The organism is Pseudooceanicola sp. NS-SX8 (assembly GCF_057380755.1).
The window spans coordinates 2173169-2190920 of the sequence record NZ_CM170819.1 but is presented as its reverse complement, the minus strand read 5'-3'; the positions used below and the strand labels follow the sequence as shown (position 1 = coordinate 2190920).

Sequence of the window (17752 nt, the reverse complement as noted above, 5' to 3'; positions counted from 1 at the left end):
GGCTCCGCAAGGCGTGAGCCGGCCGTGAATGGCCGGAAGCTGGGCGAAAACGCCCGGTTTTTCACCGCAGGACGACTGCAGAACGCGCCGCAAGCCCCGCTGGCGAAAGGCAAAACCCCGGGCCAGCGGCCCGGGGCAGAAATTGTACCCTCAAGGGCACCCCAAGGGGGTTACAGCATCGCCATGCCGCCGTTCACGTGCAGCGTCGCGCCCGTGACATAGCCCGCCTCGGGGCTGGCAAGGTAAAGAACGGCCGCCGCGATCTCTTCCGGCGTGCCCATGCGGGCGGCGGGAATCTTCGCGTCGATGGCCGCCTTCTGGTCGTCGGTCAGCTTGTCGGTCATCGCCGTCGCGATGAAGCCCGGCGCGACGCAGTTGGCGGTGATGCCACGGCTGGCTACCTCATAGGCAATGGACTTGGTCATGCCGACCATGCCCGCCTTGGAGGCGGCATAGTTCACCTGCCCCGGGTTGCCGGTGGCCCCGACGATGGAGCTGATGTTGATGATCCGCCCCCAGCGCGCCTTCATCATCGGGCGCATCACGCCCCGGCACAGGCGCATCGTGGCGGTCAGGTTCACGTCGATGACCTGCTGCCAGTCCTCGTCGCTCATCCGCATGAACAGCTGGTCGCGGGTGATGCCCGCATTGTTCACCAGGATGTCCAGCCCGCCCATGGCGGCGATGGCGGCCTTGGGCAGCGCATCGACGGCCTCCGGATCGGACAGGTTGCAGGGCAGCACATGCGCCCGCTCGCCCAGCTCTTCCGCCAGCGCCTGCAGCGGCGCCTCCCGGGTGCCGCTCAGGCCCACCGTCGCGCCTGCACCATGCAGCGCCTTGGCGATCTCGCCACCGATGCCACCGCTTGCGCCGGTCACCAGCGCGGTCTTGCCCGTCAGGTCAAACATTCTCTTGCTCCCTCTGGCAGAGCACCCCGCCCCACCCATTTTCTGGCTCTAAATATCCTCGGGGGGTCCGGGGGGCAGACAGCCCCCCGGCCTCTCCGCTCACTCCGCCGGTGCCATCACCGCGCGCACCTCGTCGGGGGTGCCCACCTGCTTGCAGGCGATCGTCTTCTCGATGCGGCGGATCATGCCCGACAGGGCCTTGCCCGCGCCGATTTCCCAGATCTCGTCGACACCCTGGCCCGCCATCCAGGCCACGCTTTCGCGCCAGCGCACGGAACCGGTCACCTGCTCCACCAGCAGCGCCTTGATCAGCTCCGGGTCGGTCACGGCCTCGGCGCGCACATTGGCCACCAGCGGCACGGCAGGGGCGTTGAAGGTGACACCGGCCAGCGCCTCCTGCATCGCTTCGGCTGCGGGCTGCATCAGCGCACAGTGGAAGGGCGCGGAGACGGGCAGCAGCACGGCGCGCTTGGCGCCCTTGCCCTTGGCGATCTCGCAGGCGCGTTCCACGGCGGCCTTGTGGCCGGAAATCACCACCTGGCTCGGGTCGTTGTCATTGGCGGCCTGGCAGACCTCCTCGCCCGCGGCCTCGGCGGCCACGGCGCTTGCGGTCTCGAAATCCAGGCCCAGCAGCGCGGCCATGGCGCCCTCGCCCACCGGCACGGCGGCCTGCATGGCGCGGCCGCGGATCTTCAGCAGGCGCGCGGCATCGGCGATGCTGACGGAGCCCACGGCGGCCAGCGCGGAATATTCACCCAGCGAGTGACCGGCCACATAGGCGGCGGATCCGATTTCCAGCCCCTCGGCCTCCAGCGCGCGCAGCGCGGCAAGCGAGGTTGCCATCAGCGCCGGCTGGGCGTTCTCGGTCAGGGTCAGCTCGGCCGCGTCCCCCTCCCAGATCAGCCCGCTCAGGTCCTGGCCCAGGGCGGCATCGACCTCTTCGAAAACGGCCTTCGCGGCCGGATAGGCCTCTGCCAGGGCCTTGCCCATCCCGATGGTCTGCGCCCCCTGCCCGGGGAAGACGAATGCACGGCTCATAGGGCCTCCTTCAGCGTCTGTCTGTTCTGGCTTGCAACTTGACGCGCCGAATACCCCTTGCAGCCCCGCATGGCAACGCCCGCCGGCCCTCACCCCCTATTCCCGGCCCCATTCCCGGCCCCGCCGCTGGCCCGCCGCAGCCCCACCACTGGCCCGCTCACACGTGGATCACAATCTCACCGGTCCGGTTCGCCTGTGCACAGACCCTGCGCGGGCCTCGGGGTTTGGGCCATGCCGCACTGCGGCTAAATTCGGCCCAAACCGCAACTCCCCGACGCCCCGCGCGGCCCCTTTCCGGGCCCCGGGCGCCCGTATCGCTGAAAGAGACCAATGTCGCTCACCGATTCCTCCTCCCGCTACGGCGGCATCACCCGCGCCATCCACTGGCTGACCGCGCTGCTGATCCTCACCGCCTGGCCGGTGGGCTATTACGCCCACACCCTCTCCACCGCGACCCAGCCCGACATGGATCGCGTCTTCGCGCTCTTTTCGCTGCACAAGACCCTCGGCGTCGCCGTCGTCTTCGTCTCGATCATCCGCATCCTCTGGGCGCTGGTGCAGAAACGCCCGGGCCTGATCAACGGCGACCACAAGGCCGAAGCCCTCGCGGCAGAGGTCGTGCACTACCTCCTCTACACCCTTCTGATCCTGGTGCCCGTCACCGGCTGGATCCACCACGCCGCCTCCCCCGGTTTCGCGCCGATCCTCTGGCCCTTCGGCCAGGGCTTCCCCCTCGTCTCCGAAAACGAACGGGTGTCGGACCTCTTCACGATCCTGCACTGGACCTTCGCCTGGACCCTCGCCGCGGTGCTGGCGCTGCACATCCTGGGCGCGGTGAAACACCACGTCATCGACCGTGACGCCACCCTGCGCCGCATGTGGCGCGGCACCTCCGCCGAAGGCTCGGCCACCCAGCCCTCCCACCTCGCCCCGGCGCTCGGCGCGCTGGTGGTGCTGGCCGTGGTCGTCGCCGGTGGCCTGGCGATCCGCCCCGCCCCCTCCGACGGCCCCGCCGCCCCGCAGCTGGCCCAGGCGCAATCCGACTGGCAGGTCCAGGACGGGCGCCTCTTCATCTCCGTCACGCAGTTCGGCAAGCAGGTTGAAGGCAGCTTCGAGGACTGGACCGCCGCCATTTCCTGGAACCCCGACGCCCCCGCCGGTGTCGCGGGCCATGTCACCGTCACCGTCTCGGTGCCCACGCTCTCTCTCGGCTCCGTCACCAAGCAGGCGCTCGGCGATGACTTCCTCGCGGCAGAGGCGAACCCGACGGCCGTCTTCGACGCCGACCTGGTGAAGGCCGAAGACGGCACCCAGCGGGCCGAGGGCACACTGACCCTGCGCGGCCAGTCCGTGCCGCTCTCCTTCCCGTTCGAGCTGACGATCGACGACACCGGCCTTGCCACCGCCAGCGCAGGCTTCACCCTCGATCGCCGCGATTTCGGCATCGGCGACTCGATGCCCGACGAACAAAGCGTCGCCTTCGCCGTCGCCGGCGGGTTCGAGCTGACGGCGAAACGGAACTGATCTTGAGGGCCAGATCTTGAGGGCCTGACCCCGGATCTCCACCCGGCCCCCACCCGGGACAACCACAGCCCGCAAGCAACCAAACAGCAAGGGGCGGCCACCCGGCCGCCCCTTTCGCATGTCACCGCAGGCGCCCCGCCCGCCCCGGCGATCAGGCTACCCGGTCAGCGCCTCCGCGATCTCCGCCCCGGCATTGACCACCTGGTAACGCGGCCGCAGGGGGAAGGCGCCGGGATCGGCATCGCGACGGATCCAGCGCTGCCCGTGCAACTGCTTCAGGGAGTGCGACAGGGCGCGGTCGGTGATCGGCGCAAGCTGCTGACGGATCTCCCCGAAATGACGCGGCGCGCGGCAGACCGACAGCACCGGCAGCGTCCACATGCGCCGCAACAGCACCGCGCCCCCCTCCTCATCATGCCGCATGTTCCCGCCCAGCCGCAGCACCCGCGCCGCCACCGGCGCCACCGCCTGCCCGGCGACCGTCAGCCGGAATTCCGGCCGCAGGGGGTGGCCATGGCCCGGGTTGCGCTCCAGCAGACCCAGTTCGATCAGCCGCTCCAGGCTCTGCACCAGCGCCCCGCGCCCCGCGCCCGTGGCGGCCAGCAGCGGCGCCTGCCGCCCTGCCACCCCGCCATCCAGCGCCGCCAGCACCGGCATGGCCCAGGCCCGCGCGGAAATCTTGACAAGAAGGTCGATGTTCATAAAGTATAGTTAATATATTTTCATCAGAAAGGGAATTGCCATGTCCATCGCGACACTCGACAAGACGATTACCCTCGCCCTCTCCGTCCGCGATCGCCACGCCAGCGCCGGCTGGTACGACAGGATGCTGGGATTTTCCCTGCGCTTCCACATGGACGACGCCGGCTGGAGCGAGCTTTCAACCCACACCCCCGGCGTCACCCTCGGGCTCGGCGAACAGGCCACCCCCACTCCCGGCAACAGCGTCCCCGTCTTCGGCACGCCAGACATCGCCGCCTCCCGCGCCGCGCTGGAGGCAGAGGGCGTCGCCTTCGACGGCGCGACCGAGGTGATCGACGGCATGGTCGCCACCGCCACCTTCTACGACCCGGACGGCAACGCCCTCATGCTGGCACAGGACCTCTCCGCCTGAACCTCTCCGCCTGACCCGGGCCCAGGCACGCCCCTATCCGCGCCCCTATCCCTCGGGCAAATCCAGCGCCCGGCCGATCCATCCCAGGTGCTCCGCCGCGTGATACTGCGCGGCGGGTTCCACCGCCTCCGGGGTTTCCAGCAGGGCGGCGTAGAAATGCCGCTCCCCGGGGTAGCTGTCCGCCTCGTAATACATCGGCGTGCCGCAGGTGGTGCAGAACCCGCGCCGCCGGCCCGGGCTGCTTTCGTATCGCGTCATCTCTCCGCTGATCCGCCAGCGCCCGTCGGCCTGCCCGATCCAGGTGGTGAAGGCAGAGGCCGTCGCCCGCCGGCAGCTCTCGCAATGGCAATGACCGACCCAGTTCGCCGGCCCCTCCAGCTCGAACCGGCAGGCCCCGCACAGGCAGTGCCCCGTCAGGATCCTGCGCGCAAATCCCGTCTCGCTCATCCGCACCCCCTCTTTCGAACCTTGCCCCCGCGCCCCCACGGGCCGCCATCCGCCAGACCCTCCGCCCCCGGCGCGCTGCCGTCAACAACCAGAATTCAAAGCTCCCCAGCCATCCCCCGGCCAAACGAAGAGGACCGCCCCTTTCGGGACGGCCCTTGCACCTGCACGGTGGGGATGCACCGCGCCAGGCTTATCCGAAACGGATCACTCGTCGGCCTTCATCGCCTCGATGGAGATTTCCACCTCGACCTCGTCGGAGACATAGGGGGCGTACATGTCCATGTCGTAGTCGGAACGCAGCACGGTGGCGGTGGCGTCGAAGCCTGCCCAGGGGGTGCCGGCCATCGGGTGGTCGCCCATCTGGGTCAGCTTGGCGTCCAGGGTGACGGGCTTGGTGATGCCGTTGATGGTCAGATCGCCGGTGATCAGGCCGGTGTCGTCGCCGGTCACCTCGATGGAGGTCGACTTGAAGGTGATCGCCGGGTTGGCCTCCGCACCGAAGAAGTCATCGGTCAGGAAGTGCTCGGTGCGCGGTGCGATGCCGGTGATCAGCGAGGCGGTCGGCATGGACACTTCGACGGAGGAAGCAGCGGGATCTTCGGCGTCGAACATGATGGTGCCGTCGAAGCCGGCGAACATGCCGAAGCCGGTGGAGAAGCCCAGGTGGTTGTAGTGGAACACCAGCTGGGTGTGGGTGTTGTCGAGGGTGTACTTGACCGGCTCGGCAAAGGCGGAGGTGGCGGCGGCCAGGGTCAGGGCGGTGCCCAGAAGCAGCGTCTTCATGGAATGGTTTCCTCTTTCGGGAGAAGCGTTTGCGATGAGGCGAATGTCGCCGTCACGCGCGGTCTTCTCAATTCCGCACATCCCCACAGGGTCTGTGGAATTGCGAACATGAACCCGCGAAATCCTGCCCGCGCGCCACCTGCCCGCCGCCCGAAGCCTCCGGCGGGAGTATTTCCGGCGGGTTGAAGTGAGGCCACCGGCGCCCCGCCCCGACCTTCGGGGCCAAATCCGGGGGCCAGTCACAACAGCTATCCGCGCCGCCGAAGCCGCGCCCGATCGCAGCCCGCCGCAGCGTGCGGGCGCAGCCTTGCTCCCACACCCGGCCTGAAATACCCTCGGGTCCGGGCCTGACAGTGGCCTGACAGGGGCGCGGCCGAGGCCCCACACTGACCCCACCCTGGCCCCGCACCGCTCCGGCATTGGCCCGACAAGCGCTTGCCCTTTTCGCGCGTCCGCTGTAAGGGGTGCCCTCCTTCCGCAGTTTTCTTGAACCGCGCAGTCTCTCGTGGATGGGTCGCGGAAGGTCAGACCCTCCTATGAAATGCGCCCGACAGACAGGAGTGCACATGCCGCTTTACGAGCATGTCTTCATCGCGCGCCAGGACCTTTCCAACGCGCAGGCCGAAGGTCTCATCGAACATTTCGGTGCCGTCCTTTCCGACAACGGCGGCAAGCTGGTTGATCAGGAATACTGGGGCGTCAAGACGATGGCCTACAAGATCAACAAGAACCGCAAGGGCCACTACGCCTTCCTGCGCACCGACGCACCGTCGACCGCGATCCAGGAAATGGAACGCCTGATGCGCCTGCATGACGACGTGATGCGCGTCCTGACCATCAAGGTCGACGAGCACGCAGAGGGCCCCTCGGTCCAGATGCAGAAACGCGACGAGCGCGAAGAGCGCCGCGGTCGCCGCTGATCTAACCAGGAAAGGACATAAACCATGGCCGCTAAACCGTTTTTCCGTCGTCGTAAGGTCTGCCCCTTCTCCGGGGACAACGCACCCAAGATCGACTACAAGGACACCCGTCTGCTGCAGCGCTACATCTCCGAGCGCGGCAAGATCGTCCCGTCCCGCATCACCGCCGTCTCGGCCAAGAAGCAGCGTGAACTGGCCCGTGCCATCAAGCGTGCCCGCTTCCTCGCCCTGCTGCCCTACGCCGTCAAGTAAGGAGCCCGTAACATGGAAGTCATCCTTCTCGAACGCGTCGCAAAGCTCGGCCAGATGGGCGATGTCGTCTCCGTCAAGCCCGGCTACGCCCGCAACTACCTGCTGCTGCAGGGCAAGGCGCTGACCGCCTCCAAGGAAAACCTGGCTCACTTCGAAGCGCAGAAAGCGCAGCTCGAAGCGACCAACCTGGAGACCAAGAAAGAAGCCGAAGCCCTGGGCGAAAAGCTCGACGGTCAGAAGTTCGTCGTGATTCGCGCAGCCTCCGACGGCGGCAACCTCTACGGCTCCGTTTCGCCGCGTGACGTGTCCAACGTCGCCACCGAAAACGGCTTCACCGTCGAGCGCAAGCAGGTCATCATCCCCGATCCCATCAAGGAACTGGGCCTGCACGAAGCCAAGGTCACCCTGCACCCCGAAGTTGAGGTCACCGTGATCCTCAACGTCGCACGGACCCCGGAAGAAGCCGAAGTTCAGGCTGCCGGCAAGTCCATCCAGGAACTGGCCGCCGAAGAAGAAGCCGCCGCAGAGTTCGAGATCTCCGAACTCTTCGACGACATCGGCTCCGCCGCTTCCGACGACGACGAAGCACCGGCAGAAGAGTCCGAAGAGGACTGATCCTCCGGGCTTTTCGAAGTTACGAACCGCGTCCCCCCGGGGGCGCGGTTTTTTCGTGCCCTGCGGCCACGCCAGCCGAACTGCCCCTCCATGACCGCCTCCCCCGCCGTTCCGGCCAGAGACTCACCCCAGGTCACATTCGGCGGCGCGCGTCCGCTGTCCCGCCAGACACATAGCGGCCCTGCACCAGTGGGAACGCTCCCGTATCCCGGCTCCGAACCCTACGCTTCTGGCTGTGCAATCTGGCACAGTCTGCGCGCATACTTTTGCATACCTCCAATTTACTTACGCAATTTCAAACACTTGGAAAAAGTGATTGACAGAGCCAACTCTTGACAACTTGTCGCACGCGGCCGATGAGAGCGCCGTCGCCATGCCTATGGCACAGCCATGAACCAGGCGCCCGCCCCGGGCGCCTCAACACGTTGGGGCTTCCTCCCTCCGGCCCCGCAGACGGAGTTCACATGTCCGAAATCGATACACCCCGCGCCAAGCGCGCCGGCGTGATCCTCACCATCGTCCTGGGCGTTCTCTTCGCCCTGGCCGGCCTCGGCCTGGCCGCGGGCGGGGTGATGCTGATCGCGCGCGGCGGCAGCTGGTACTACCTCCTCATGGGTCTGGCAGGCCTCGCCACCGGGATCGAACTGATCCGCGGCAAGACCACCGCCATGATCATCTACCTGGTCGCCTTCGTGGCCACCGTCATCTGGGCCTTCTGGGAAGCCGGCCTGGACTTCTGGGCCCTGCACGCCCGGATCTACACCTTCCTTGTGGCGCTCCTCGTGCTCTTCCTGGTCCAGCCGATCATCGAACGCCGCGCCGGCATCCGTGCCCGCACCGGCACCTGGTACGGCGCGGCCGTCCTCGCCCTGATCGCCGTTCTCGGCATGGGCTACGGCATGTTCATCCCGCACGGCAAGCACTACGCCGACGCCGCCACCGGCATGGTCGCAGCCCCCGAGGAAACCAACGACTGGTCCAACTACGGCGGCACCCCGAACGAGGATCGCTTCGCCTCCATCGACCAGATCAACCGCGACAACGTGGATGAGCTGCAGGTCGCCTGGACCTTCCAGACGGGCGAGATCCCCGAATCCACCGGCGGTGGCCTCGAAGATCAGAACACGCCGATGCAGGTCGGTGACACGCTCTACCTCTGCACCGCGGCCAACACCGTGATCGCGCTCGACAACGCCACCGGTGTCGAAAAGTGGCGCCACGAATTCCCCACCGACACCCGCGTCTGGGTCCGGTGCCGTGGCCTGGCCTACTTCGACGCCTCCGCGCCGATCCAGCAACCCGATGCCCCCGACAGCACCCCGGTCACGCCGCTCGCGGCCGATCCGGCGCAGTGTGAACAGCGCATCTTCATGAACACCATCGACGCCGTCCTGGTGGCGCTGGATGCCCAGACGGGCGAGCTCTGCTCCGATTTCGGCACCAATGGCACCGTGGACCTGAAGGAAGGCCTGGGCGACGCGCAATCGCCGCTCTACTCGCTGACCTCCGCGCCCCTGGTGGCCGGCACCACCGTCGTCGTCGGCGGCCGCGTGGCCGACAACGTCGCCCTCGACATGCCCGGCGGCGTGATGCGCGGCTTCGACGTCATGACCGGCGAGATGAAGTGGGCCTTCGACCCGGGCGCTGCGGATCCGACCATCGACGGTCCGATGACCGGCGAAACCGCCTTCACGCGGTCCACGCCGAACGTCTGGGCGCCGATGACCTATGACGCCTGGTCCAACACGGTCTTCATGCCCGTGGGCGGCGCGGCCATCGACCTCTGGGGCGTGGAACGCACCCCGGAAGACGAGAAATACGGCGCCTCCATGCTGGCGCTGGATGCCACCACCGGCCGCGAGAAGTGGGTCTACCAGACCGTCCACCACGACCTGTGGGACTTCGACGTGCCGATGCAGCCGACGCTGATCGACTTCGACGGCACCAAGGCGCTGACCTTCGGCACCAAGGTGGGGCAGATCTTCGTGCTCGACCGTCTGACCGGCCAGCCGCTGACCGACGTGGAAGAGGTTCCGGTGAAACCCGCCTCCATCCCCGACGAACCCTACTCCCCGACGCAGCCCGTCTCCGTCGGCATGCCGCAGATCGGGGCGCAGCACCTGGCAGAACGCGACATGTGGGGCGCCACGGTCTTTGACCAGCTGATGTGCCGCATCATCTTCAAGGGCTACCGCTACGAAGGTCTCTTCACCGCGCCGGACACCGACTACTCCCTGTCCTTCCCCGGCTCGCTGGGTGGCATGAACTGGGGTGGCCTCTCCTACGATCCGACCGCCAAGACGCTCTATGTCAACGACATGCGCCTCGGCCTCTGGGTCCACATGCAGGAGCAGCAGCAGGGCGCGAAAGCCTCTGACGGCAACGAGGACGTGAACACCGTCATGGGTGCCGTTCCGCTGAAGGGCACGCCCTACTCGGTCAACAAGAACCGCTTCCTGTCGCCGCTGGGCATCCCCTGCCAGGAACCGCCCTTCGGCACGCTGACCTCCATCAACATGGAAACGCAGCAGGTGAACTGGGAAGTGCCGCTGGGTACCGTGCAGGACACCGTCCTCTTCGGCACCAAGATGCACCTGCCGATGCCCGTGGGCATGCCCACGATCGGCGGCTCGCTGACCACCCAGGGCGGCCTGGTGTTCTTCGCGGCCACCCAGGACAACTGGCTGCGCGCCTTCGACAGCGCGACCGGCAAGGAAGTCTGGAAAGCCCGCCTGCCCGTCGGCAGCCAGGGCACTCCGATGTCCTACGTCTCGCCGGAGACCGGCAAGCAGTACATCGTGATCTCCGCCGGCGGCGCCCGGAACTCCCCGGACCGCGGCGACTACGTGATCGCCTACGCACTGCCTGACTGATCCGGTTCGCCAGACAGTAAAATGGGCCTGTCCGGGACACCGGGCAGGCCCTTTTCCTTTCCTGAGGCAAGGCAGGGGGCTCTGCCCCCTCTTGAGCCTGCGGCTCAATTCACCCCCGGAGTATTTTCGGCGGGTTGAAGCCATGGGCCCGGCACCCGGTCCGGCAGCCCGGCCCACTTTTCGACTGCGCTTGGCCGCCTTGCCGCCGGGCCCGCCCGCGCCAAAAACGCGCCCAGGCCCCTCCTTCAACCCGCCCCAAATACTCAAAAGGCAAGGGCCCGGCCGGGCGCGCGCCCTGCCCCCGGGAGCGACTACTCCGCCTCGGCCAAGGCCGCGCCGAAGATCTCCAGCGCGGTGTCCAGCTCGGCCTCGCTCACCGTCAGTGGCGGCGCGATGCGAAAGACCGAGGCCAGCCCCGGCAGCCCCGCGATATTCATCGACAGGCCCTCGCGCGCGCAGATGTCCATGACGCGCACCCCGTAGGCCTCGTTCGGGCGCTTCGACAGCTTGTCCTCCACCACGTCCACGCCCAGCAGCAGACCGCGCCCCCGGACATCGCCCACCATCTCGTGGCGGTCCTTCAGCTTCTCCAGTCCGGCCTTGAAATAGGCGCCCATCCGCGCCGCCCGCCCCGGCAGGTCGTCCCGCGTCGCGATCTCCAGCACCTTGCAGCCCACGGCGGCGGGCAGCGGGTCGGCCACGTGGGTGGTGTAGAAGAGGAAGCCGCGCGCATGGGCCTCCGCCTCGATCGCGGCGCTGGTCATCACCGCCGACAGCGGCAGCCCCGCGCCCAGCGTCTTTGACAGGGTCAGCACGTCCGGCGCTACCCCGTCGCGTTCAAAGGCGAACATCAGCCCCGTGCGCCCGATCCCCGTCTGCGCCTCGTCGAGGATCAGCAGCATCCCGCGCTCTTCGCATTTCTTCTTCAGCGCCGCGATATAGCCCTCCGGCAGGTCGATGATGCCCCCGGTGGACAGGATCGGCTCCGCGATGAAGGCCGCCAGGTTGCCCGTCGACATGGCATCCACCTGGGCGAAGGCATCGTCCAGCTCCGCCCGCCAGTCCAGCGCGACCCCCGCGAAGCGCGGACGGTAGGCATTGGGCACCGGGATGGCGAAATTGCCCGGCGCCACCGGGCCATAGCCCTTGCGCCCCGCCGAATAGGTCGCGGCCGAGGCGCTGCCGGTCACCCCGTGCCAGCTCTGGGCAAAGCTCACCACCTCGTGGCCGCCGGTCACCAGCTTGGCCATGCGGATCGCCGCGTCATTGGCCTCGCCCCCGGTGGTCAGCAGCAGCACCCGGTCCAGGCCCTCGGGCGTCACCGCCTTCAGCCCCTCCGCCAGATCCAGCACCGGCGCCGACAGCATGCCCGAATGCAGGTGGCACACCCGGTCGACCCATTCATGCATCACCTCCCGGATCTCCGGATGGCTGTGCCCCAGCACCGCCGACATCTGGCCAGAGGTGAAATCCAGGATCTCCTGCCCGCCTGCGGCCACCACGTAGCTGCCATGGGCCGACACGATCTCCCGCTCGAAGAAATGCGCGCCATAGCGGATCAGGCTGCCATCGGCGCGGGCAAGGAAGTTGGACTGGGTCATCAAGGGCCTCTCTTTCGGGCAAAACGCTCTGCCCGGAACGATAGAGGGCGCTGGATCCACATTTTCCACGATATTGCCGCCCATTCAGGAACCTCTGTCGCAAACCTCGCAAACGTGATAAAAATGCGCAACACCAGACATCAGGACAGGAATTATGCTCGACCCTCGCGACAAGCGGCTGCTCATGGCGCTTCAGGCAGATTCGCGGCGCACCAATGCCGACCTGGCAGAGGAACTGGGCCTCTCGCTCTCTGCCTGTGCCAAGCGCGTGGCGCGCCTCTGGTCCGATGGCTACCTGACCCGCGCCGTGGCGCTGATCGACCGCAGGCGCTTTCGCAAGCCGGTGACGGCGGCGGTCATGGTCACGCTGACCGCGCCCAAGGCCTCGGTCAGCAGCGATTTCGCCCGGCGCATCACCACCTTCGAACAGGTCACCCAGTGCCACGCGGTCACCGGCGAATTCGACTTCCTGCTGATCGTGCAGGAACGCTCGATCGAGGCCTACCACGACTTCGCGCAGGAGGTCTTCGGCGAATGGCCCTCCGTCGCTTCCTACCGCACGAACTTCCTGCTGCGCTCGTTCAAGAACGAAAACACCCTGCCCGCCTTCTGCCTGGTGGAAGCGGAATGACCGACAGCCTGCCCTGGCATGCGATCCGCGCCTCCGGCGCCGAAGGCGGCACGGCGGGCGAGCGGCGCTTCCCCTGGTGGAGCTTTTCCAAGACCCTGCTGGCGATCTGCGCCCTGGCCCTGGCTGCCGAAGGTCAGCTGGACCTCGACGTCCCGCTCGAGTTGCCAGCCCCCGCGCCCACCCCGCGACAGCTGATCGCGCAGACCTCGGGCCTGCCCGACTATTTCACCCTGCCCGCCTACCGGGCCGATGTGGCGGCCGGGCGCGATGCCTGGCCCGCCGATCTGCTGCGCGCCCGCGCGCTGGCGCAGCCCCGGCTTTTCGCCCCCGGCACCGGCTGGGCCTATTCCAACCTGGCAAGCCTGCTGCTGCGCCGTCACCTCGAAGGCATCGCGGGCGATATCGAGGCGCAGGTCGCCGCCCGCATTGCCCGCCCCCTGGGGGTGGAAATCCCGCTGGCCCGCAGCCGGGCAGACATGGCCGCGCTCTGGCCGCCGGGGGCGGATTACGATCCCGGCTGGGTCTATCACGGATGCTTCACCGGCACCGCCCGGGCGGCGGCCCGCGTGCTGCAGGCCCTGGCCACCGGCGCGCTGCTGCCGGCCCCGGCGCTGGCCTGGATGCGGCAGGTCACGCCCCTGGGCGGCGCCCTGCCCGGCCGTCCCTGGACGGAACATGGCTATGGTGGTGGCCTGATGGCGGGCGGGCTGGGCGCGCTCGGGTCCAGCTTCGGGCATACCGGCGGCGGGCCCTTCGCGGGCTGCGTGGTGACCCACCTGCCCGATCTGCCTGACCCGCTGACCCTGGCGGTTTTCGCCGGCGCGCCCGGCCCAGACGCGGCAGAGGCGCATATGGCGCACCTGGCCCGGCTGCTTTCACGGCACTGAATGTTCCACCGTCGCGATACCGCTACGATACCGACGTAATACCGACGTTTTGATCGCGGCTTTTCAGCCACTTGGCGAAACAACGGCGGGTACGTACCGGCCGGCGGTTCGGCGGCAGATGGTTTGACGGGGCAAAGCATATCTCGCAACGCAAAAGGGCCGCCCCATGGGGCGGCCCTTCGCGATTGCCTTGCGGCGGAAATTACTCGTCGTCGAGCTCTTCCACGGCCTTCTGCAGATCGTCCTTGGACACTTCCGTCTCGGACACTTCTGCCAGTTCGAAGACATAGTCGACGACCTTGTCTTCGAAGATCGGCGCGCGCAGCTGCTGTTGCATCTGCGGGTTCTGCTGAACGAATTCGAAGAACTGGCGTTCCTGGCCCGGGTACTGACGTGCCTGGTTCATGACGGCCTGGGTCATCTCTGCATCGGTCACCTGGACCTCTGCCTTCTGGCCCAGCTCGGCCAGCAGCAGGCCCAGCTTCACGCGACGTTCGGCCAGCTTGGTGTGCTCTTCGCTGGGCTCGATGGTGTCGTGGTTGTGGTCGTGGACGTCGGGGTTTTCCTCGTGCCACAGCTGGTGCGCGATCTGGCTGGCCTCGGCTTCCACCAGGCTCGGCGGCAGTTCGAAGGTCACGGTCTCGTCCAGCACGTCCAGCAGCTTGCGCTTCATGACGGCACGGGCGGCACCGGCGTATTCGGCTTCCAGGCGCTCTGCGATCTGGGCCTTCAGGCCAGCCAGGTCTTCCGCGCCGAACTTGGTTGCCAGCTCGTCGTTGATCTCGGCGGCCTTGGGCGCCTTGACCTCTTTGATCTTGCACTCGAAGACGGCGGCCTTGCCGGCCAGGTGCTCTGCACCGTATTCCTCGGGGAAGGTAACTTCGACGTTCTTCTCGTCGCCGGCCTTCACGCCCGTCAGCTGCTCTTCGAAGCCGGGGATGAAGCTGTTGGAGCCCAGGACCAGCGGGTAGTCGTCTGCCGCGCCGCCCTCGAAGGCTTCGCCGTCGACCTTGCCGAGGAAGTCGGTGACAACCTGGTCACCTTCTTCGGCTGCGCCGTCCTTGGTTTCGAAGTCCTGCGCGGTCTCGGCCAGGTTGGCCAGGGCCTCGTCCACGGCTTCGTCACCGGCCTTGGCGACCAGCTTCTCCAGCTTGACGGCCTTCAGGTCGACTTCCGGGATTTCCGGCAGCTTCTCGTAGGACATCTCGACGACGACATCGTCGCCCTCTTTCCAGGTCTCACCGTCGACCATGTTCACGGCGGGCTGCATCGCGGGCTTGTCGCCGGAGGCCTCGAAGTGATCGTTCATGGCGCCATCGACGGCTTCCTGCATGGCTTCGCCCAGAACGCGCTGGCCGAATTGCTTCTTCAGCAGCGCCATCGGGACCTTGCCCTTGCGGAAGCCTTTCATCTCGATGTCGGGCTGGGCTTCGGCCAGCTTCTCGTTCACCTTGCCGTCCAGCTCTGCCGCGGTCAGGGTGATCGTGTAGCCGCGTTTCAGCCCCTCGTTCAGGGTCTCGGTGACCTGCATCGTCGCTTGTCCTTCCATAGCGGGGCCGCATCGGTCGCGCGGCCAACGAAATCAGACGCTCTTCTATGGGCAGCCCCGGCGCGTTGCAAGGTGCAAGAATGGCGTTTTCGCCTTCGGAAGCGCCTTTCTGCGTCCCATTGCACCCATTGGGCGGGCGGCAGCTGCCGATTGGCGGAATCGCCCCGGCGCGCGCCCCTCCGCCACCGGGGGCTGGCACAGGGAGCCGACATCGGGGCCGGCAAAAGCAAAGGGGCCCCGAAGAGCCCCCTTCATATTCCCCAATCCCGTCACATCCCCCAGTCCCCATCCCCCAGCCCCGCCGCATCCTCCAGTCATGCCCTGCAGTCCTGTCCCGCCTTCCATCCCGGCCTGATGACATGCCGTCACGCCCGTCCCTCACATCCCAGCATCACATCCCGCCACCACGCGCGGCCTTCAGCCCCGCCTCTGCATGACCCACTGGCGATCCGGCCCCGGCCGATCAAACCTGCTCGTAAAGCCAGACCGCCACGTTCATCTCCGTCAGGGCGACCTCGCCGTGGTAGAGCAGCTGCGACAGCAGTTCCGGATCGGGGGTTTCGCCGGCCACGACCGCCTTCAGGTAGGGCTCCATCCAGTCCCAGACGGCCTGGACAAGCTCCAGCTGCATGTCGACCTCGAAGCTGGGCGGTGGGATGATCCCGTCCCAGGCATTGCCGGTGCGCAGCTTGTAGAGGCTGCTGGAAAACAGCGAGATCGTCTTCTGCAGCGCCTCGCGGTCCTGCTCCGGCGCGATGCCTCGGCCTACCATACAGGCCTCCTTCAGCGCCTTCATGATCAGCATCCGCTGCCGCCCGGCGATGTTCAGCGCCGTGGCAATCTCCGGATCGACGGTGCCCTCGCCATATAGCTCCTCCATCTTCATGACCGAGGCATTCATGTTCACCAGGACCGCGCCGTTGCGGGCATGGATGGCCCGCAGGGTGCTGGCCCGTTCCGCCTGGACAAAATCCTCCACCGCGGCGCCGTAGCCCGTCCAGAGCGTTTCGACCACCGCCAGGGAGTCGAGCACCTCCAGGTGGGTTTCCACCGGAAGCCCCTGCTCCGCATCTCCGAAGCGTAGGCCTTTCAAGGTCTTGTCGAAAAGCTCATGGGCGCCGTGGGCGCGGGTCAGCGCGCTGTCGTGCTGCACCCGGGTATCGGCCATGCAGGTCAGCATCGCCATGCGCTGCGACAGCATCCGCTGCCGCCCGGCCAGGTTGATCTTGCGCTTCACCCCCTCGATTTCCGAGCGGACCTCGGCCCGCAGGGGCTGCGGCTGCGCCATCAGCAGCGAAAGCGCCACCGCCAGGCATATCGGCAGACGCAAAACCAAAAGGCGCAGCACGGCAGGCAGAACATGTCGGAACGGCGTCATCGGGGCTCCCTCGGGCAGATGGGCGTCCAGCGCAGGAAACCCGAGGCAGATGGAGATTCGGTTAAAACCCACCACGCAGCCCGCAACGATGCTGCTTGCGCCCCTTTTCCGGCTCCCCCTTACCGCAGGAAGGCCCGGAACCGGGCCAGGGCGAGCAGGAACAGTGCCGTCCCGATCCCCGCCAGCGCCAGCAACTGCGGCCAGACCACCGACAGGCCCGCGCCGCGGAACAGGATCGCCTGGGACAGGATGACGTAGTGGGTATTGGGCGCGGCCAGCATGATCGCCTGGATGATCTCCGGCATCGAGTCCCGCGGGGTCATCGCCCCCGACAGCACCTGCAGCGGCAGGAAGACCAGCACCATCAGCAGCCCGAACTGCGGCATGGATCCCGCCACCGTGGCCAGGAAAATCCCAAGCGCCGTAATGGCATAAAGCTGCAACGCCGTCCCCGCCAGGAACAGGGGCATCGACCCGGGGATGGGCACGTCCAGCGCCCCCTGCACCACCACACGGATGGCAAAGGCCGAGGCCAGCAGCACCACCGCCCCCATGGACCATATCTTGGCCACCATGATCTCGAAGGCGCTGACGGGCATCACCAGCAGGTGTTCGACGGTGCCATATTCCTTTTCGCGGATCAGGGCGGCGCCGGTCAGCACGATCCCCAGCATGGTGATGGAGGTGATGACATCCGAAATCGCCCCGAACCACCCCTGTTCCAGGTTGGGATTGAACCGGGCGCGCAGCACCAGATCAGCGGTCACCTCCGGCACGTCGCGATGGCGGGCCAGGTATTCGTTCACCTCGTAGGTCACGATTTCCTGGATGTAGCCGGTGCCGGTGAAGGCCTGGGTCATCCGCGTCGCATCGACGTTCAGCTGGATCACCGGTTCCTTGCCCGCCAGCAGGTCCCGCTGGAAATCCGCCGGGATCACCATGGCAAAGGTATCCAGGCCCGCATCCATCCGCGCATCCATCTCTGCCGTGGAAATCATCCGGGGCACCTGGAAATACGGGGGGTAGAAGGCCTGCGCGATACGGCCGGACAGCTGCGAACTGTCCTCGTCCACGATGGCGATGGCGGCCTTGTTCAGGCTTTCCGGCATCGCCGTGGCCGAGGTGTAGATCGACAGCGAGAAGGAATAGACGATCAGCACCATCAGGACCGGATCGCGCATCAGCCCGCGCAATTCCTTGATGCCCAGATGCCAGATGTTTCTCAGCCGCAT

17 protein-coding genes and 1 pseudogene are annotated in these 17752 nt (G+C 67.1%); 8 read left to right on the top strand and 10 right to left on the bottom strand.

Features of this window, described 5'->3' with window-relative positions; all coding sequences use genetic code 11:
* Positions 1–170: 170 nt before the first annotated feature.
* Both fabG and fabD read right to left on the bottom strand, forming a co-directional pair.
* The gene (gene fabG / locus AC2IR1_RS09990; RefSeq protein WP_486476131.1) at positions 171–908 is read right to left on the bottom strand and encodes a 3-oxoacyl-[acyl-carrier-protein] reductase; all 738 of its coding nucleotides are present in this window, start codon (positions 906–908) and stop codon (positions 171–173) included.
* 99 nt (positions 909–1007) lie between these two features.
* On the bottom strand, positions 1008–1946 hold the full coding sequence (gene fabD, locus AC2IR1_RS09985) for an ACP S-malonyltransferase (protein WP_486476130.1): 939 nt from the start codon (positions 1944–1946) through the stop codon (positions 1008–1010).
* A gap of 330 nt (positions 1947–2276) precedes the next feature.
* Here fabD and AC2IR1_RS09980 point away from each other — a divergent pair, with 330 nt between their 5' ends.
* Complete coding sequence (locus AC2IR1_RS09980) at positions 2277–3470, top strand: cytochrome b/b6 domain-containing protein (protein ID WP_486476129.1); 1194 nt, start codon at positions 2277–2279, stop codon at positions 3468–3470.
* A gap of 156 nt (positions 3471–3626) precedes the next feature.
* Here the strand turns inward: AC2IR1_RS09980 and AC2IR1_RS09975 are convergent, their stop codons facing one another.
* A complete protein-coding gene (locus AC2IR1_RS09975) occupies positions 3627–4172 on the bottom strand; it encodes a winged helix-turn-helix transcriptional regulator (protein WP_486476128.1) in 546 nt (181 codons plus the stop codon).
* 40 nt (positions 4173–4212) lie between these two features.
* Here AC2IR1_RS09975 and AC2IR1_RS09970 point away from each other — a divergent pair, with 40 nt between their 5' ends.
* Positions 4213–4584: a VOC family protein gene (locus AC2IR1_RS09970; RefSeq protein ID WP_486476127.1), complete on the top strand. Its 372-nt coding sequence runs from the start codon at positions 4213–4215 to the stop codon at positions 4582–4584.
* 45 nt (positions 4585–4629) lie between these two features.
* Here the strand turns inward: AC2IR1_RS09970 and AC2IR1_RS09965 are convergent, their stop codons facing one another.
* Both AC2IR1_RS09965 and AC2IR1_RS09960 read right to left on the bottom strand, forming a co-directional pair.
* Positions 4630–5031 (bottom strand): GFA family protein, encoded by a 402-nt coding sequence (locus AC2IR1_RS09965; protein WP_486476126.1) that lies wholly within the window; start codon positions 5029–5031, stop codon positions 4630–4632.
* A gap of 204 nt (positions 5032–5235) precedes the next feature.
* A complete protein-coding gene (locus AC2IR1_RS09960) occupies positions 5236–5814 on the bottom strand; it encodes a YceI family protein (protein ID WP_486476125.1) in 579 nt (192 codons plus the stop codon).
* Positions 5815–6380: 566 nt separating this feature from the next.
* Here AC2IR1_RS09960 and rpsF point away from each other — a divergent pair.
* The 4 genes from rpsF (at position 6381) to AC2IR1_RS09940 (ending at position 10474) form a co-directional block, all read left to right on the top strand.
* On the top strand, positions 6381–6734 hold the full coding sequence (gene rpsF / locus AC2IR1_RS09955; protein WP_486476124.1) for a 30S ribosomal protein S6: 354 nt from the start codon (positions 6381–6383) through the stop codon (positions 6732–6734).
* Between the two features lie 24 nt (positions 6735–6758).
* Positions 6759–6986: a 30S ribosomal protein S18 gene (gene rpsR, locus AC2IR1_RS09950; RefSeq protein ID WP_005982441.1), complete on the top strand. Its 228-nt coding sequence runs from the start codon at positions 6759–6761 to the stop codon at positions 6984–6986.
* A gap of 12 nt (positions 6987–6998) precedes the next feature.
* Entirely contained in the window at positions 6999–7601 is a 603-nt protein-coding gene (rplI, locus tag AC2IR1_RS09945) for a 50S ribosomal protein L9 (RefSeq protein WP_486476123.1), read from the top strand.
* A gap of 464 nt (positions 7602–8065) precedes the next feature.
* Entirely contained in the window at positions 8066–10474 is a 2409-nt protein-coding gene (locus tag AC2IR1_RS09940; RefSeq protein WP_486476122.1) for a membrane-bound PQQ-dependent dehydrogenase, glucose/quinate/shikimate family, read from the top strand.
* Positions 10475–10785: 311 nt separating this feature from the next.
* Here the strand turns inward: AC2IR1_RS09940 and AC2IR1_RS09935 are convergent, their stop codons facing one another.
* Entirely contained in the window at positions 10786–12075 is a 1290-nt protein-coding gene (locus AC2IR1_RS09935) for an aspartate aminotransferase family protein (protein ID WP_486476121.1), read from the bottom strand.
* Between the two features lie 154 nt (positions 12076–12229).
* On the opposite strand from AC2IR1_RS09935, the gene AC2IR1_RS09930 reads away from it, so the two are divergent.
* A complete protein-coding gene (locus tag AC2IR1_RS09930; RefSeq protein ID WP_486476120.1) occupies positions 12230–12706 on the top strand; it encodes an Lrp/AsnC family transcriptional regulator in 477 nt (158 codons plus the stop codon).
* Positions 12703–13593, top strand: coding sequence for a serine hydrolase domain-containing protein (locus tag AC2IR1_RS09925; RefSeq protein WP_486476119.1), 891 nt, complete (start codon positions 12703–12705; stop codon positions 13591–13593). Before AC2IR1_RS09930 ends, AC2IR1_RS09925 begins: the two co-directional genes overlap by 4 nt.
* A gap of 202 nt (positions 13594–13795) precedes the next feature.
* On the opposite strand, the gene tig is transcribed toward AC2IR1_RS09925, so the two are convergent.
* From tig to AC2IR1_RS09905, 4 genes and pseudogenes are all read right to left on the bottom strand, one after another.
* Complete coding sequence (tig, locus tag AC2IR1_RS09920; RefSeq protein ID WP_486476118.1) at positions 13796–15124, bottom strand: trigger factor; 1329 nt, start codon at positions 15122–15124, stop codon at positions 13796–13798.
* A gap of 481 nt (positions 15125–15605) precedes the next feature.
* Positions 15606–16022, bottom strand: coding sequence for a type IV pili methyl-accepting chemotaxis transducer N-terminal domain-containing protein (locus tag AC2IR1_RS09915; RefSeq protein WP_486476396.1), 417 nt, complete (start codon positions 16020–16022; stop codon positions 15606–15608).
* A gap of 78 nt (positions 16023–16100) precedes the next feature.
* A pseudogene (locus tag AC2IR1_RS09910) lies at positions 16101–16430 on the bottom strand (type IV pili methyl-accepting chemotaxis transducer N-terminal domain-containing protein); the annotation flags it as partial.
* Positions 16431–16639: 209 nt separating this feature from the next.
* A complete protein-coding gene (locus AC2IR1_RS09905; RefSeq protein WP_486476117.1) occupies positions 16640–17752 on the bottom strand; it encodes an ABC transporter permease in 1113 nt (370 codons plus the stop codon).

Bases quoted from the DNA above. Each gene is read 5' to 3' on its own strand.
- rplI (WP_486476123.1), top strand. From the start codon at position 6,999: ATGGAAGTCATCCTTCTCGAACGCGTCGCAAAGCTCGGCCAGATGGGC.
- rpsF (WP_486476124.1), top strand. From the start codon at position 6,381: ATGCCGCTTTACGAGCATGTCTTCATCGCGCGCCAGGACCTTTCCAAC.
- AC2IR1_RS09925 (WP_486476119.1), top strand. From the start codon at position 12,703: ATGACCGACAGCCTGCCCTGGCATGCGATCCGCGCCTCCGGCGCCGAA.
- AC2IR1_RS09970 (WP_486476127.1), top strand. From the start codon at position 4,213: ATGTCCATCGCGACACTCGACAAGACGATTACCCTCGCCCTCTCCGTC.
- AC2IR1_RS09960 (WP_486476125.1), bottom strand. From the start codon at position 5,814: ATGAAGACGCTGCTTCTGGGCACCGCCCTGACCCTGGCCGCCGCCACC.
- fabD (WP_486476130.1), bottom strand. From the start codon at position 1,946: ATGAGCCGTGCATTCGTCTTCCCCGGGCAGGGGGCGCAGACCATCGGG.
- AC2IR1_RS09930 (WP_486476120.1), top strand. From the start codon at position 12,230: ATGCTCGACCCTCGCGACAAGCGGCTGCTCATGGCGCTTCAGGCAGAT.
- AC2IR1_RS09975 (WP_486476128.1), bottom strand. From the start codon at position 4,172: ATGAACATCGACCTTCTTGTCAAGATTTCCGCGCGGGCCTGGGCCATG.
- AC2IR1_RS09940 (WP_486476122.1), top strand. From the start codon at position 8,066: ATGTCCGAAATCGATACACCCCGCGCCAAGCGCGCCGGCGTGATCCTC.
- AC2IR1_RS09905 (WP_486476117.1), bottom strand. From the start codon at position 17,752: ATGCGGCTGAGAAACATCTGGCATCTGGGCATCAAGGAATTGCGCGGG.
- AC2IR1_RS09935 (WP_486476121.1), bottom strand. From the start codon at position 12,075: ATGACCCAGTCCAACTTCCTTGCCCGCGCCGATGGCAGCCTGATCCGC.
- AC2IR1_RS09915 (WP_486476396.1), bottom strand. From the start codon at position 16,022: ATGGAGGAGCTATATGGCGAGGGCACCGTCGATCCGGAGATTGCCACG.
- AC2IR1_RS09965 (WP_486476126.1), bottom strand. From the start codon at position 5,031: ATGAGCGAGACGGGATTTGCGCGCAGGATCCTGACGGGGCACTGCCTG.
- fabG (WP_486476131.1), bottom strand. From the start codon at position 908: ATGTTTGACCTGACGGGCAAGACCGCGCTGGTGACCGGCGCAAGCGGT.
- tig (WP_486476118.1), bottom strand. From the start codon at position 15,124: ATGCAGGTCACCGAGACCCTGAACGAGGGGCTGAAACGCGGCTACACG.
- AC2IR1_RS09980 (WP_486476129.1), top strand. From the start codon at position 2,277: ATGTCGCTCACCGATTCCTCCTCCCGCTACGGCGGCATCACCCGCGCC.
- rpsR (WP_005982441.1), top strand. From the start codon at position 6,759: ATGGCCGCTAAACCGTTTTTCCGTCGTCGTAAGGTCTGCCCCTTCTCC.